The 12,431-nt window shown below is 73.8% G+C and carries 13 protein-coding genes and 1 pseudogene; 5 read left to right on the forward strand and 9 right to left on the reverse strand.

Features of this window, described 5'->3' with window-relative positions:
* Positions 1-10 precede the first annotated feature (10 nt).
* The gene (locus OG218_RS05640; protein ID WP_328292222.1) at positions 11-1,414 is read right to left on the reverse strand and encodes a serine hydrolase domain-containing protein; all 1,404 of its coding nucleotides are present in this window, start codon (positions 1,412-1,414) and stop codon (positions 11-13) included.
* 209 nt (positions 1,415-1,623) lie between these two features.
* Between OG218_RS05640 and OG218_RS05645 the strand changes: the two genes are divergently transcribed.
* Positions 1,624-3,243, forward strand: a complete 1,620-nt coding sequence (locus OG218_RS05645; RefSeq protein ID WP_328292223.1) for an ABC-F family ATP-binding cassette domain-containing protein — start codon at positions 1,624-1,626, stop codon at positions 3,241-3,243.
* On the forward strand, positions 3,243-3,833 hold the full coding sequence (locus OG218_RS05650) for a hypothetical protein (RefSeq protein WP_328292224.1): 591 nt from the start codon (positions 3,243-3,245) through the stop codon (positions 3,831-3,833). The genes OG218_RS05645 and OG218_RS05650 overlap by 1 nt, the downstream gene beginning before the upstream one ends.
* On the opposite strand, the gene OG218_RS05655 is transcribed toward OG218_RS05650, so the two are convergent.
* From OG218_RS05655 to OG218_RS05665, 3 genes are read right to left on the reverse strand one after another with little or no spacing between them, the layout of a single operon-like run.
* A complete protein-coding gene (locus tag OG218_RS05655; RefSeq protein WP_328292225.1) occupies positions 3,814-4,776 on the reverse strand; it encodes a co-chaperone YbbN in 963 nt (320 codons plus the stop codon). The two genes, OG218_RS05650 and OG218_RS05655, sit on opposite strands and share 20 nt — an antisense overlap.
* A 38-nt stretch (positions 4,777-4,814) precedes the next feature.
* Positions 4,815-5,777, reverse strand: coding sequence for a hypothetical protein (locus OG218_RS05660; RefSeq protein ID WP_328292226.1), 963 nt, complete (start codon positions 5,775-5,777; stop codon positions 4,815-4,817).
* 38 nt (positions 5,778-5,815) lie between these two features.
* Positions 5,816-6,466, reverse strand: a complete 651-nt coding sequence (locus OG218_RS05665; RefSeq protein WP_328292227.1) for a hypothetical protein — start codon at positions 6,464-6,466, stop codon at positions 5,816-5,818.
* A gap of 275 nt (positions 6,467-6,741) precedes the next feature.
* Here OG218_RS05665 and OG218_RS05670 point away from each other — a divergent pair, with 275 nt between their 5' ends.
* Positions 6,742-7,194 carry a DoxX family protein gene (locus tag OG218_RS05670; protein WP_328292228.1) on the forward strand — a complete coding sequence of 151 codons (453 nt, stop codon included), beginning with the start codon at positions 6,742-6,744 and terminating at the stop codon, positions 7,192-7,194.
* A gap of 20 nt (positions 7,195-7,214) precedes the next feature.
* Here the strand turns inward: OG218_RS05670 and OG218_RS05675 are convergent, their stop codons facing one another.
* Positions 7,215-7,556 carry a thiamine-binding protein gene (locus tag OG218_RS05675; protein WP_328292229.1) on the reverse strand — a complete coding sequence of 114 codons (342 nt, stop codon included), beginning with the start codon at positions 7,554-7,556 and terminating at the stop codon, positions 7,215-7,217.
* Between the two features lie 95 nt (positions 7,557-7,651).
* Here OG218_RS05675 and OG218_RS05680 point away from each other — a divergent pair, with 95 nt between their 5' ends.
* Positions 7,652-8,728: a hypothetical protein gene (locus OG218_RS05680; protein WP_328292230.1), complete on the forward strand. Its 1,077-nt coding sequence runs from the start codon at positions 7,652-7,654 to the stop codon at positions 8,726-8,728.
* On the opposite strand, the gene OG218_RS05685 is transcribed toward OG218_RS05680, so the two are convergent.
* From OG218_RS05685 to OG218_RS05695, 3 genes are read right to left on the reverse strand one after another with little or no spacing between them, the layout of a single operon-like run.
* Entirely contained in the window at positions 8,722-9,429 is a 708-nt protein-coding gene (locus OG218_RS05685) for an alpha/beta hydrolase (protein ID WP_328292231.1), read from the reverse strand. The genes OG218_RS05680 and OG218_RS05685 overlap by 7 nt on opposite strands.
* A complete protein-coding gene (locus OG218_RS05690; RefSeq protein WP_328292232.1) occupies positions 9,422-10,483 on the reverse strand; it encodes a threonine aldolase family protein in 1,062 nt (353 codons plus the stop codon). The genes OG218_RS05685 and OG218_RS05690 overlap by 8 nt, the downstream gene beginning before the upstream one ends.
* Before the next feature lie 23 nt (positions 10,484-10,506).
* Positions 10,507-10,809: a hypothetical protein gene (locus OG218_RS05695; protein WP_328292233.1), complete on the reverse strand. Its 303-nt coding sequence runs from the start codon at positions 10,807-10,809 to the stop codon at positions 10,507-10,509.
* A gap of 215 nt (positions 10,810-11,024) precedes the next feature.
* Here OG218_RS05695 and nucS point away from each other — a divergent pair, with 215 nt between their 5' ends.
* The gene (nucS, locus tag OG218_RS05700) at positions 11,025-11,720 is read left to right on the forward strand and encodes an endonuclease NucS (RefSeq protein ID WP_328292234.1); all 696 of its coding nucleotides are present in this window, start codon (positions 11,025-11,027) and stop codon (positions 11,718-11,720) included.
* An 80-nt stretch (positions 11,721-11,800) separates the two neighbouring features.
* On the opposite strand, the pseudogene OG218_RS26590 reads toward nucS, so the two are convergent.
* Positions 11,801-12,088: pseudogene (locus tag OG218_RS26590) on the reverse strand (STAS domain-containing protein); the annotation flags it as partial.
* Positions 12,089-12,431 lie beyond the last annotated feature (343 nt).

The raw sequence follows: 12,431 nt of genomic DNA on the forward strand, positions 1-12,431 counted from the left end.
GCGGACCGGATCAGTCACGGACGGGTTTGCGCAGGATCGAGAGCGCGGAGGTGTGCAGCGGGACGGTCTCCCAGGTCGCGGTGAACTCCGCACCGTGGAGACCCAGGTGCAACCGGTGCGGGGTCTCGACGAAGACCACGTCGATCCCGCCCGGCGTCGACGTCACGGCCAGCGGCCCGGTGACGGCCCACTCACCCTCGCCGATCGCGGCCCGCAGTTCCGATCCCGCGTCGTGTAGGACGACCTCGCCGTCGGTGACGACGACCCCCGTCAGTGTCGACTGCTGGTTCCCGGCGGCCGGGGTGAACTCCCCCGTCATCGGCGTCCCGCCCGCGGTGGGCAACGCGAGGTTCGACAACCGTTGCACCAGCTGGTCTTCCACGTCGGCCCCGGGGAGTTCCGCGGCGTCCAGGGCCGGCAGCAGGTGCTCCCAGAGGGCGTCGAGGACGGCCTGCATGTCCGGGCTCTGCGAGGTGACCGCCACGACGGCGTCCTGCTCGGGGAGCACGACGCAGAACTGCCCGTAGGCCCCGTCCCCGCGGTAGCCGTGGCGGGCCATCCAGAACTGGAACCCGTACCCCTGCCGCCAGTCCGGGTTGTCGTTGAAGGAAGAGTTGTCGATGTGCGAGCGCGTCGCCTCGGCGACCCAGGCCTCCGGCAGCAACCGCTCACCGTTCCAGACCCCGCGCTGCAGGTAGAGCTGGCCGAGTTTCGCGATCGCCTCGGTCTGGGCGTGGAAACCCGAGAACCCGAGTTCGCGGTCCTGCCCGTCGAGCAACCAGCCGACACCGGCGGGGTCGATGCCGAGGGGTTCGAGCAGCCGCGGGCGCAGGAACTCCAGCAGCCCCTGGCCGGCCTGGCGCTGCACGATGGCCGACACCGAGAAGGTGCAGGGCTGGTTGTAGCAGAACAGCGTGCCCGGTTCCTCGTCCGGCCGGATCTGCAGGAAGCCGCGGACGATGTCGCCCGACGGGTGCTGCAGGGCCCGCTCGAGGGTCTCCTCGCGGTGGCCGCTGGCCATGTTCGCGACGTGGCGGACGAGGATCCGCCGGGCCCGGTCGTCGGTGACCTCGGCGTCGAACTCGGGGAAGTAGGAGAGCACCGTGGCGTCGAGGTCCACGAGCCCTTCGGCGACGGCGAAACCCAGGGCGGTGGAGGTGAAGCTCTTGCTGAGGGAGTACAGCAGGTGCGGCCGTTCCGGCGCGTAGGGCGCCCACCACCCCTCCGCGACGACCGCGCCGTGGCGCAGGACCTGCAGGCTGTGCGGTTCGACGCCGGGGGTGTTCTCGAGGGCGTCGACGAAGGCGGCGATGCCGCGTGCGTCGACCCCCTGGGCGGACGGCGACGTCCGCGGCAACGTGGAACCTGCGGAGGGACCCTCGGAGGGGCGGACGGTGGTGGCCTCGGTGCTCACGAGGCGACTCTACGACTCGGCCCCGCACCTCCCCGATCGCCCCCGGACCTCCCGAAAAGAGGTTGCGACCGGCGACCGGGCGGGGGCAGCATCGGCCTCGTCCTGCTGCCGACCCGAGGAGCCTCTGCGGTGCTCGTCTGACGTGCCCGATCCCCCGGACCCGCTGCCGTCGCGCGGGTCCTCCTTCGGCGTACGTCCCTGGAGCCCCCGTGCCTCTCGTCACCACGACCTCCCTCGCCCTGCGCGAGGTCACCAAGAGCTACGACCACGTCGTCGTGCTCGACTCCCTCACCCTCGCCTTCTCCCCCGGCCGGGTCACCGGGGTGATCGGCGAGAACGGCTGCGGCAAGTCCACCCTGCTGCGCGTCCTCGCCGGTGCCGAACCCGCCGACTCCGGCCGGGTCGTCACGACCGCGGAAGGCGGTATCGGCCACCTCCCCCAGGACGCCGGCGCCCCCTCGCGCACGAGCGTCGGACAGGTGCTCGACGCGGCCCTCGCCGACCTGCGCTCCCTGCAACGTCGGATGGTCGACCTCGAGGGACGGATGGCCGCGGGCGGTGACCTCGACGACGTCCTCACCGAGTACGGCGAGGTCCAGACGGCCTTCGAACTCCGCGGCGGCTACGACGCCGACGTCCGGGTGGAACAGTCGCTGGCCGGGCTGGGTCTGCCGTTCCTCGACCGGGCCCGCGAACTCGCCACGTTGTCGGGCGGGCAGCGGTCCCGGCTGCACCTGGCCGCGCTGCTGGCCGCGGCGCCGGAGGTCCTGCTGCTGGACGAGCCGACCAACCACCTCGACGACGGCGCCGCCCGCTGGCTGGAGGACCACCTCCGGTCCCGGAAGGGGACGACCGTCGTGGTCAGCCACGACCGGGAGTTCCTCGACGCCGTGGCGCGCGAACTCGTCGAGGTCGACCCGCACCACGAGGACGGGGTGAAGCGCTACCCCGGCGGGTACGCCGAGTTCCTCGTGGCGAAAGCCGCCGAACGGCGGCGCTGGGACCAGGCCCGGGCCGAGTGGGAGACCGCGGTCGAGCGGCTGGGCACCACCGGGGACGCGGTCGCGCGCACCGTGAACCACCAGCGTGCACGTACCGACAACGACAAGATGCAGTACGACTTCAAGGGTGGCCGGGTGCAGGAGGCGCTCGCGTCGCGGGTCCGCGCCAACGCCGAGAAGCTGCGGCGGTTGCACGAGGACGAGGTCCCCCGGCCCCCCGACCCGCTGCGGTTCACGGCGCCGCCGGGTGCCGCGTCGGCGCGGGGTTCGCTGCACGCCGAGGGGCTCTCCGTCCCCGGGCGGCTGGCGAGCGTCGACGTCCACCTGGGACGGAGCGACCGGTTGCTGATCACCGGCCCGAACGGGAGCGGGAAGTCGACCCTGCTCGACGTCCTCGCCGGGGTGCTGGCGCCGGCGACGGGAACGGTGCGACGGCGGGGCCGGATCGGGTTGCTCCGCCAGGACCCCGCGGACACGGACCTGGACCGTTCGGTGCTCGCGACGTTCGCGACCGGCCGCCCGGGGACTCCCGAGGACAACGCACACCGACTCCTGGACATGGGGCTCTTCGACCGGGAACGCCTCGGGGTCGCGGTCGGGAAGCTGTCGACCGGGGGCCGCCGCCGCCTCGACCTGGCGCGCCTGCTGGCCGACCGCCACGACGTCCTGCTGCTCGACGAACCGACCAACCACCTCGCCCCGCACCTGGTCGAGGAGCTCGAGGCCGCGATCGACGCCTTCGCCGGCGCGGTGGTCGTGGTGAGTCACGACCGGCGGTTCCGCGCGACGTTCCGCGGTCAGGTCCTGGACGTGGGAAAGGTCGACTGATGCTGCTGCTAGGGACCGGTGCGAGCGGCGTCGGGAAGTCGACCGTGCGGCGCAGGGTGGGACCTCGCGTCGAGGCCCTCGGGGTCGAGGCCGTGGAGTTCAGCGACCTCGTGGACTTCCCGGCCGTTCCCGACACCGCCTGGCGCCAGCGCAGCGCCGAGGTCGTCGTCCGACGTGCCCTCGACCTCGCAGCGCTCGGGCGACACCTCCTGATGGCGGGAGACCCGTTGCCGCCCGGCGAGATCGTGGCCGCACCCTCCGGCCCCGCACTCGGGGGGTTCGACGTCCTGCTGCTCGACGCCGACGAGGAGGTGCAGCGGACCCGGCTCACCGGCCGCGGCCCCGTCGACGGCGACCTCGTGCACCACGTCGCGTTCGCCACCTGGTTCCGCGGGCACGTCCACGACGCCGGGTACCGGCGCGACGTGCTCACCGACACGGGCTGGGACGGCCTGGCCGCGGAACGGCTCACCGGGCGGCCGTGGCGTCCGACCGTCCTGGACACCTCCACGCTCACGGCGTCGGCGGTGGCCGACGCCGTGGAGACGTGGGTGCGGGACTGCCTGGGGACTAGAAGAGGGCGCGGGTGAGCGCCTGCCGCGCCTTGACGACACGGGGATCGGTGGGGCCGACGACGGCGAAGAGCTCCACGAGGTGGGTGCGGGCGAGGTCGCGTTCCTCGCCGACGGTCCGCTGGACGATCCCGAGCAGGCGGTCGAAGGCGTCCTCGACGTGGCCGCCGACGAGGTCGAGGTCGGCCACGACCAGCTGCGCGGCGACGTCGTCGGGGGCCGCGGCGGCCCCGGCGCGGGCGGAGGCGAGGTCGACCCCGTGGACCCGGCGCAGCACGCCGACCCGGGCCAGGCCCTCGGTCGCCGCGGTGTCGCGCGGGTCGTTCGCGAGCGCCTTCTGCCACGCGGCGGCCGCGGCGTCGTAGTCGCCCGCGTCGACGGCGGCGAGCGCCTCCGCGTGCAGGGGCGGCAGCGGCGGGGCGGCGGGCTCCTCGGCCACCTCGACGTCGCCCTCGAGACGACCGGTCACCCCGTTCGCCTCGGCGACGCGCAGGACCTCCTCCAGCACCGGGCGGATCTCCTCGGCGCTGGGGTAGGAACCGGTGAACAACGGGATCGGCTGGCCCTTGACGATGGCCGCGACGAGCGGGATGGCCTTGGCCTGCAACGACTGCACCAGGGACTGCGCCAGCTGGGGTTCGGCCTGGGCGTCGATGCGGCCGAGCAGGAACGCCCCGGCGTACTCCTCGACCAGGGTCTGCAGGGCCTCCGAGCCCTGGTCGTAGCCCTCGGCCCACAGGTCGAGGAGCACGGGGACCTCGACGGAGCGCTGCACGACGTCGGTGAAGGTCTCCTCGGTCACGTCCACGACGAAGGAGGACCGGGGGGCCACGGCGTCGGGGTCGGTGGCGGCACGCCGGGCGACCTCCTCGCGACGGGTGTTGCGAGCGGCCAGGGCACCGAGGTCCACCGCTCCGCGCAGGTTGAGCTGGGCGCCGGGAGGAGTCGGCTGCTGAGTCATGCCGGTCACCTTCTCACGAGGCCCTCACCGGGCCGAAGTCACCGGACGGTGACCGACACGGGACCGCTCTCGGCGGCCAGGGCGAGCGCCTGTCCCTGTCCCGGTGGGAGTCTCAGGACGACGACCTCGCGGTGCACGACCGTGGCGCTCAGCGCGTCCTTCGTCCCGGCCAGGGCGGCGAGCGCCGGTTCCAGCGTCCCGCTGCGTCCGTCGGCGGGACCCGCCGACGTGGTGGACCAGGAGAACGCGGCGACGACGAGGGCGCCGCCGTCGCGGGTGCGCACCCCGAGGACCCCGTCGGGCAGGACGGAACGCTCCTGGGTGAAGCTGCCGCCGGCGGCGTCGAGGGCCGCGGACTCGGTCCGCGCCGCGTTCGCCACCTCGCCGCGGTAGGCGTCGTCGGCGAACTCGGGGGCGTACCGGCTGTCGCCGCCGTGGGTGAGGACGTCGGCGTAGTGCTCGGCCGCGGCCTGCGGGCTGAGCGGGAGGTTCGTCGTCTCGCCGGCGGCGACGGCGGCCACGCCGCCGGCGGGTGCGGCCAGCGTCGGCAGCGAGGCCCCCGGGAGCAGCGACGGCGTCGCCCACACCGTGTAGGGCTCGCGCGCGGAGGGCGAGCGGAAGACGACGAGCGAGGGGGACTGGTCGGCGCCGGCGTCGGTGACGGTGGCGAACCAGCGGGGGAAGGCCTCCTGGCGCGGCAGGATCGAGGTGAGGGCGCTGAACTCGTCCGCCCCTCCGCTCGGCGGCGGCGTCGCACCGGCGACGGCGATGGTGTGCGCGGCGGTGCGGAGGTCCAGTTCCGGGCCGCTGACGCGGGTGGCGAGCGCGGTGAGGTCGACGGTCGCGGGGTCGGCGGCCGCGGCCAGGACGGTCCCGGCGGCCTCGACGATCCGGTTGGCCTGCACCGGTTGCACGACGAGGGGCTCCCGGTCGCTGCCGGCCGGCGCGGTCACGGCGGGCAACTGGGCGCAGCCGGCGAGCAGCCCCACGGACAGCGCCACGGACAGCGCGCCGCGGAGGGGGGGTCGACCTCGGGTCCTCACGCGCGCCTCCGGGCTCGGGGTCGGGTGGTGCGGGGACGGAGCAGTGCTCCGATCGCGCCGAGCAGCACGAGGACGCACCCCGCGATGACGAGGGGAACTCCCGAGGGGTTCTCGGCGGCCCGGCCCTCGGCCGCCCAGCTGAACGAGACCCGCTGCGGGGCAGCGGAGGTGCCGTCCGTCGCGGCGAACACGACGACTCCCCCGGCGTCGGCGTAGTCACGGTCGGCCGCGGTGGACCAGGTGAGCCGCGCGGAGTCGGTGCCGCTCGCGCTGGCCAGCCAGATGTCGGCGGAGCGGGGGTCGGTCGCCGCTCCGGTGCCCGACGTGGCGGCCACGGCCGTCGGGTCATCGAGGTCACCCCCGACCCCCGTCACCTCGGTGTGGGCCGCGTCGGCGAGCCAGGCGGTCACGTCGTCGGCGCGGGCGACGGCGAGGAAGACGTCCTTCCCGCCGGACGCGCCGAGCCGCACGTCGGAGCCGCTGAGGTCGAGCAGGCCGGGGGCGCTGACGATCGCCACGCCCGGATCGTCGCCGGTGCGGGTGACGTCGATCCGGTCGGCCGGGGCGAACACGGTCAGGACCAGGGCCCCGGCGACACCGCAGGCGAGTCCCAGGGCGAGCAGGAGCCAGGCGAGCAGGCGTCTCACGTCGGGTCCTTCGTCGTGGCGGAGCGGATCGGGTCGAGGAGTCGAGGGTGGGGGCCTGCGCCACCCTACGGGTCGGGCACCGGTGCTCCGTGCCCGTGAGCGACCCCGGCCACCGCCGACGCGGTGTGGTCCAGACCACTCCCGACGCGGTGAACCCCGGGGCCTGCCCCGTCGTGACGGGAGTGCACCACGACCTCGTGCCCGCCCGAAGAGCCGGAACCAGTGACTGAGCCACTCAGCCCGAACGACTCCCTCCCGACGCAGAGGAACGACTCATGACCACCACGTCCACCGCCGCCCGCACCGACCGTCCCCAGGTCGTGCGCACCACCGCCGCCGTCTCGATCGGCCTGCTCGCCCTGCGGCTCGCCGCCGGCGTGCTGCTCCTCGTCCACGGCGTCCCGAAGCTGTCGGACCCCGGGACGGCCACCGGGATGGCCGCCTCGCTCGACGTCCCCGCACCCGACGTCGCGGGCTGGCTGATGATCCTGGGCGAGGTCGGTCTCGGCTCGCTGCTGGTCCTCGGTCTGCTCACCCGGGCCGCGGGCACCCTGCTGCTCGTGCAGATGGTGGGGGTCTGGGTGCTCGCGCACGCCCCGCAGGGCTTCCTCGTCGACGGCCAGGTGAACGGCGAGAACGCGTTGCTCTTCGCCGCCCTCGGCCTGATGTTCGTCTTCACCGGCGCGGGCCGGTTCAGCCTCGACGCAGCGGTGTTCCGCCGCCGCTGAGGATCACGGGCCGGCTGCGGTCACTGACCGCGGCCGGCCTCCCCCTCGGCACGTTCCACGGCCGCCTCGAGGCGGTCGAGCTTGCACGTCATCTCCCCCGTGTGCCCGGGACGGATGTCGGCCTTGAGCACCAGCGAGACCCGGGGACCGTGCTTGCCGACGGCCTCGCAGGCCCGGCGCACGACGTCCATGCACTCGTCCCAGTCCCCCTCGATGCTCGTGAACATCGAGTCGGTGCGGTGCGGCAGACCGGAGTTGCGCACGACGAGCACGGCGTCGGCCACGGCCGCGCTCACGGAGTCCGGTTCACCTCCCAGCGGGGCGGGACCACCGGACGGGGCGACGGAGAAGGCGACGATCACCCTGGGCAACCTAGACCCGCCGTGTCCCGCCCGCAGCGGGACGTCCCGCCGTTACGCTGCGGACGTCCTTTCCGATCCGGCCGGAGGTCCCCACGGTGTCCACCGACTCCCACGAGGCGTTCAGCATCGTCGTCCGCGGTTACGACCGCAGTCAGGTCGACGCACGCCTGCAGCACCTCGACGACTCCCTCGCCGAAGCCCGAGCCCGGGTCGCCCAGCGCGACCACGAGCTCCGCTCGGCCGAGGAACAGCTCGCCGACGCCCTCAAGGAGATCCGCGAGCACGAGAAGCCCTCCTACGCGGGCCTCGGCTCCCGGATGGAGAAGCTGCTGCGCCTCGCCGAGGACCAGTCCTCGGAGATCCTGCGCTCGGCCCGCCGCGACGCCGACCGGCTGCGCGAAGAGGCCCGGGCCGAGGCGTCCTCGACGCGCAACCAGGCCGACGAGGACGCACGCCGCCGCACCGGCGAGGCCAGCCGGGACGCCGAGGAGATCGTGTCCCGGGCCAAGCACCAGGCCGACGGCATGGTCGAGGCCGCCCAGCGCACCGCCGCCGAACTCACCGCCTCGGCGCACCGCACGGCCGACCAGGTCACCGCGAGCGCCCAGCACGAGGCCGCCGAGGCGCTCGCCGCCACCGAACGCCAGGTCGCCGCCCTGCGCGCGCAGGTCGAGCGGGAGGTCATCGAGCTGCGCTCCTCGACCGACGCCGCCGTGCGCGAGCAGGAACTCGCCCTGGCCGCGGCCCGCGAACAGGGCGCCGAGGAGGACCGGATGCGCCTCGAGGTCGCCGCCGCGCGCACCGCGGCCCGCATCGCCGAAGCCGAGCAGCGCGCCGTCGAGGCCGAGGAACGGGCGCACGAGGCCGTCGAGGCGGCCGAGTCGATCCGCGCCGACGCGATCGCCCAGGCCGCCCTGCGGGCCGAGACGGCACGCCGGGAGTCCGACGAACTCCTGGCCGACGCGCGCTCACGGGCCCAGCACATGGTGGATTCCGCCCGCGAGCACGCCGAGCAGAGCCGCACCAGCGCGCAGATGCAGGTCGACGAGCTCATGCAGCAGCGCGACCAGATCACCGACCAGCTCGACGACCTGCGGGGTCTGCTGGGCCTGGGCCCCAAGACCGACGCCCACGCCGTCGACGTGCGCGAGGTCGAAGCGCCGGCTCAGTAGTCGGTGGGCAGGGGTGAGCGCGCGGGGTTGACCCGCGCGACCACCTCGTCCAGCACGCGGCGGACCGACTTCTCCCCCACCCACAGGTGCTTCGCACCGTCGACGGGGACGATCTCGGCCTGCCGCAGCGGCGCGAACCGCTCCCGCGCCTGCTCGGGACGCAGGAAGTCGTCGAACTCCGGGACGAGCGCCGTGACCGGGCGGCCGAACTCCGCCCAGGCCTCGAGGTCGCCCGGCGTGGACCAGCGCAGCGGCGGGGACAGCAGGATCAACCCCTCGACGAGCGGGTCACGACCGTGGACGAGGGCCAGGTCCGTCCCGAAGGACCAGCCCAGCAGCCACACGTGCGGCAGGTCGCGGAACTCCACGAACTCCAGCGCCGCCGCGACGTCGAACCGCTCGCCGTCGCCCGCGTCGAAGTGGCCCTCGCTCGTCCCCCGTGGGCTGGTGGTGCCGCGGGTGTTGAAGCGCAGCACGGCGAGGTCGGCCAGCGCGGGCAACCGGTAGGACGCCTTCTTCAGCACGTGGCTGTCCATGAAACCCCCCGCCGTGGGCAGGGGGTGCAGGGTCACCAAGGTCGCGACGGGGTCGCGGTCCAGCGGCAGGGCGAGTTCGCCGACGAGGGTCAGCCCGTCGGCGGTGTGCAGCTCGACGTCCTCGCGACGCGCGGGGAGGACCGTCTCGGAACGGATCTCAGTCACGCGCGAGTTCTTCGGTGAGGACCGCGGCGAAGTCCTCGACGTCGCCGTCGGTGGTGTCGAAGCTCGCGACGAGACGCACCTCCACCCCCTTCTCGGAGTACTCCGGGTCCCAGACGTGGAAGGGGATCCGCGCCGCGGCACGGGCGGCGACGGCGGCCGGGAGTTCCGCGAAGACGGCGTTGGCCTGCACCGGCCGGGTCAGTACGACCCCCGTCGCGGTGACGGCCGCGGCCAGCCGGGCGGCGGCGGCGTTGGCCGTCGCGGCGGTGCGCTGCCAGAGGTCGGTGCCGAACAGCGCGAGCAGCTGCGCCGAGACGAACCGGGTCTTGGAGGACTGCTGCATGCTGGGTTTCACCAGCCGCGCGAGGCCGGGCGCGGTCGCGGCGTCGCGGACGACGACGACCTCGGCGAAACCCCCGCCGTTCTTCGTCCCGCCCAGCGACACCGCGTCGACCCCGAGGGCGGTGGTCGTCTCGCCCAGACCGACCCCGAGGGAGACGGCCGCGTTGGAGAGCCGGGCGCCGTCGACGTGGACCCTGACCCCGAGCCGGTGCGCGACGGCCACGAGGTCGCCGAGGTGCTCCAGCGAGTAGGCCGTACCCAGTTCGGTGCTCTGCGTCAACGTCAGGGCACCGACGGGCGCGCGCATGAGGCTGTCGGCCACGCTGACGGCACGTTCGACGTCGGCGGGGTCCACGAGACCGTCGCGGGTCGGCAGGGCGATGACCTTGGTCCCACCGACGTGCTCGAGACCACCGGCCTCGTCGTGCAGGACGTGGGCCTGGTCGGAGCTGAGGACGGACTCCCAGCGCTGGGTGAGGGCCTGCAGGGCCGTCACGTTGGCGCCCGTGCCCGTGAGGACGACGGCGCTCACGACGTCGGGGCCGAAGTGGCCGCGCAGGCTCTCCTGCAGGGCGAGGGTGTAGGGGTCACCGCCGTAGCTGACGACGTGGCCACCGTTGGCGCTGCTCAGCGCGGCCAGGACCTCCGGGTGCATGCCGGCGGCGTTGTCGCTGGCGAAACCACGGACGGCGGGGTCGTGGAGGGGGATCACGCTGGCACGGTACCCGGCGCTCGTCACCAGCTGCCGCGGCGTCCACGGGCGTCGAAGCAGGCGCGGTGCCAGTGCCGCCGTTCGGTGGCCCCGTCGGCCGGGCTGAACGTTCCGCGGGAGGGCCAGACCACGAGGTGCGGGACCCCCGGCGGGATGTCCTGGGTGCAGCCGGGACACCGGTAGGTCTTCGTGGAGGACGTCCCGCGGAGCTCGCGCACGACCCAGTCGCCGTCGCTGCCCGAAACGGTGCGGTCGACTCCCGCGCCGAGCGGGGTGCGCGGCGGCGGATCGGGCCGGCGGCGGTTCGAGCGGGGCACGGACGACATCGTCTCAAACCCGCGGACTCCCCCGGAGGTGAGCCTCCTCGCTGCGGACCGGGCGATGCCGCGGTGGTGTCCCCTCCACACCACCGTGGCCACGCTCGGTTCGACGGGTAGTCGCGCGAGCGCCCCGATTCGTTACACCCACACCCGCGACGGGTCGCCGGCGGGAGCAGCGACCCGTCGGGCGGGGGCCATCGCGTCTCGTAAGCTCGCTCCTCGTGCGTCTCGTCATCGCCCGGTGCTCCGTCGACTACGCGGGCCGGCTCACCGCCCACCTGCCCCTGGCCACGAGGCTCCTGCTCGTGAAGGCGGACGGCAGCGTCCTGGTCCACTCCGACGGGGGCTCCTACAAACCGCTGAACTGGATGAGCCCCCCGGCCAGGCTGACCTTCTCCGTGCCGGAGGAGGACGCCCGCGAGATCGGCGTCACGCAGACGTGGACGGTCCAGCACGCCAAGACCGACGACCGCCTGATCGTGTCGATCCACGAGGTGCTGCACGACAGCGAGCACGAGCTCGGGGTGGACCCCGGCCTGGTCAAGGACGGGGTCGAGGCCCATCTGCAGAAGCTGCTGGCCGAGCACATCACGACGCTCGGCGAGGGCTACCGCCTCGTCCGGCGCGAGTACATGACCGCCATCGGTCCCGTCGACATCCTGGCCCGCGACGGCGCCGGGACCGCGGTGGCGATCGAGATCAAGCGTCGCGGCGAGATCGACGGCGTCGAGCAGCTCACCCGCTACCTCGAGCTCATGAACCGCGACCCGTTGCTCGCCCCGGTGACCGGGGTCTTCGCGGCGCAGGAGATCAAGCCGCAGGCCCGCACCCTGGCGAGCGACCGCGGCATCCGGTGCGTGGTCCTGGACTACGACGCCTTGCGCGGCATCGACGACGTGGACTCGCGGCTGTTCTGAGCAGCCTCCTGCGGGCGCAGGATCGCCTCGGCGCGGGCTCGACGGAGCGCGGCGCGTTCCTGGGCGCTCAGGACCTCGTCGTCGACCTGCAGGACCAGGTGCAGCTTCGTGACCCGCAGCAGGCGCAGGGCCGGCAGCGGGACGTCGCGCAGGACCAGGCGGCGTCCGACCCGCAGGGCGCGGCGGTGCGCTCCCACGAAGACGCCGAGGCCGGTGGCGTCGGCCACCACGATGCCGTCCACGTGGACGACGAGTTCACCCGCACCGGCGTCGACCGCCGCGTGCAGGGCGGAGCGCACGTCCGGGACGGTGTGCACGTCGAGGCGGCCCACCACGTGGACCACCTGGCCGTGGACTTCCTCCCGCACGCTGGCCCCCAGGCCGGGTGCCGAACGGGCCGCCCTGCGGGCTGCCACGTCGTCCGCCGCACTGGGCGCTGTCGCGATTCCGATCGCCATGTGTTCCTCCCCCGAGGACGCCGGTCGTGATCATCGTCGTGTTCGTCGTGATCGTCACCGGTCTGACGCAGGACGTCGCTCTCCGGTTGCACCCAGGTGCGAAGTCACACCCGGCGCTCACGAGGAACGCGTGTGTGACTCCTGGGGCCACCGGGACGAACGAGCATCCCGCGAACACACTCTGCCACCAATGGGTACCGCTGAGTGGTCAATTCCTCCGCCGTTGCCAGACGGTGACCTTCCGCGGACGCGG

The sequence above is a fragment of the Kineococcus sp. NBC_00420 genome (genome assembly GCF_036021035.1).
Taxonomy (GTDB): domain Bacteria; phylum Actinomycetota; class Actinomycetes; order Actinomycetales; family Kineococcaceae; genus Kineococcus.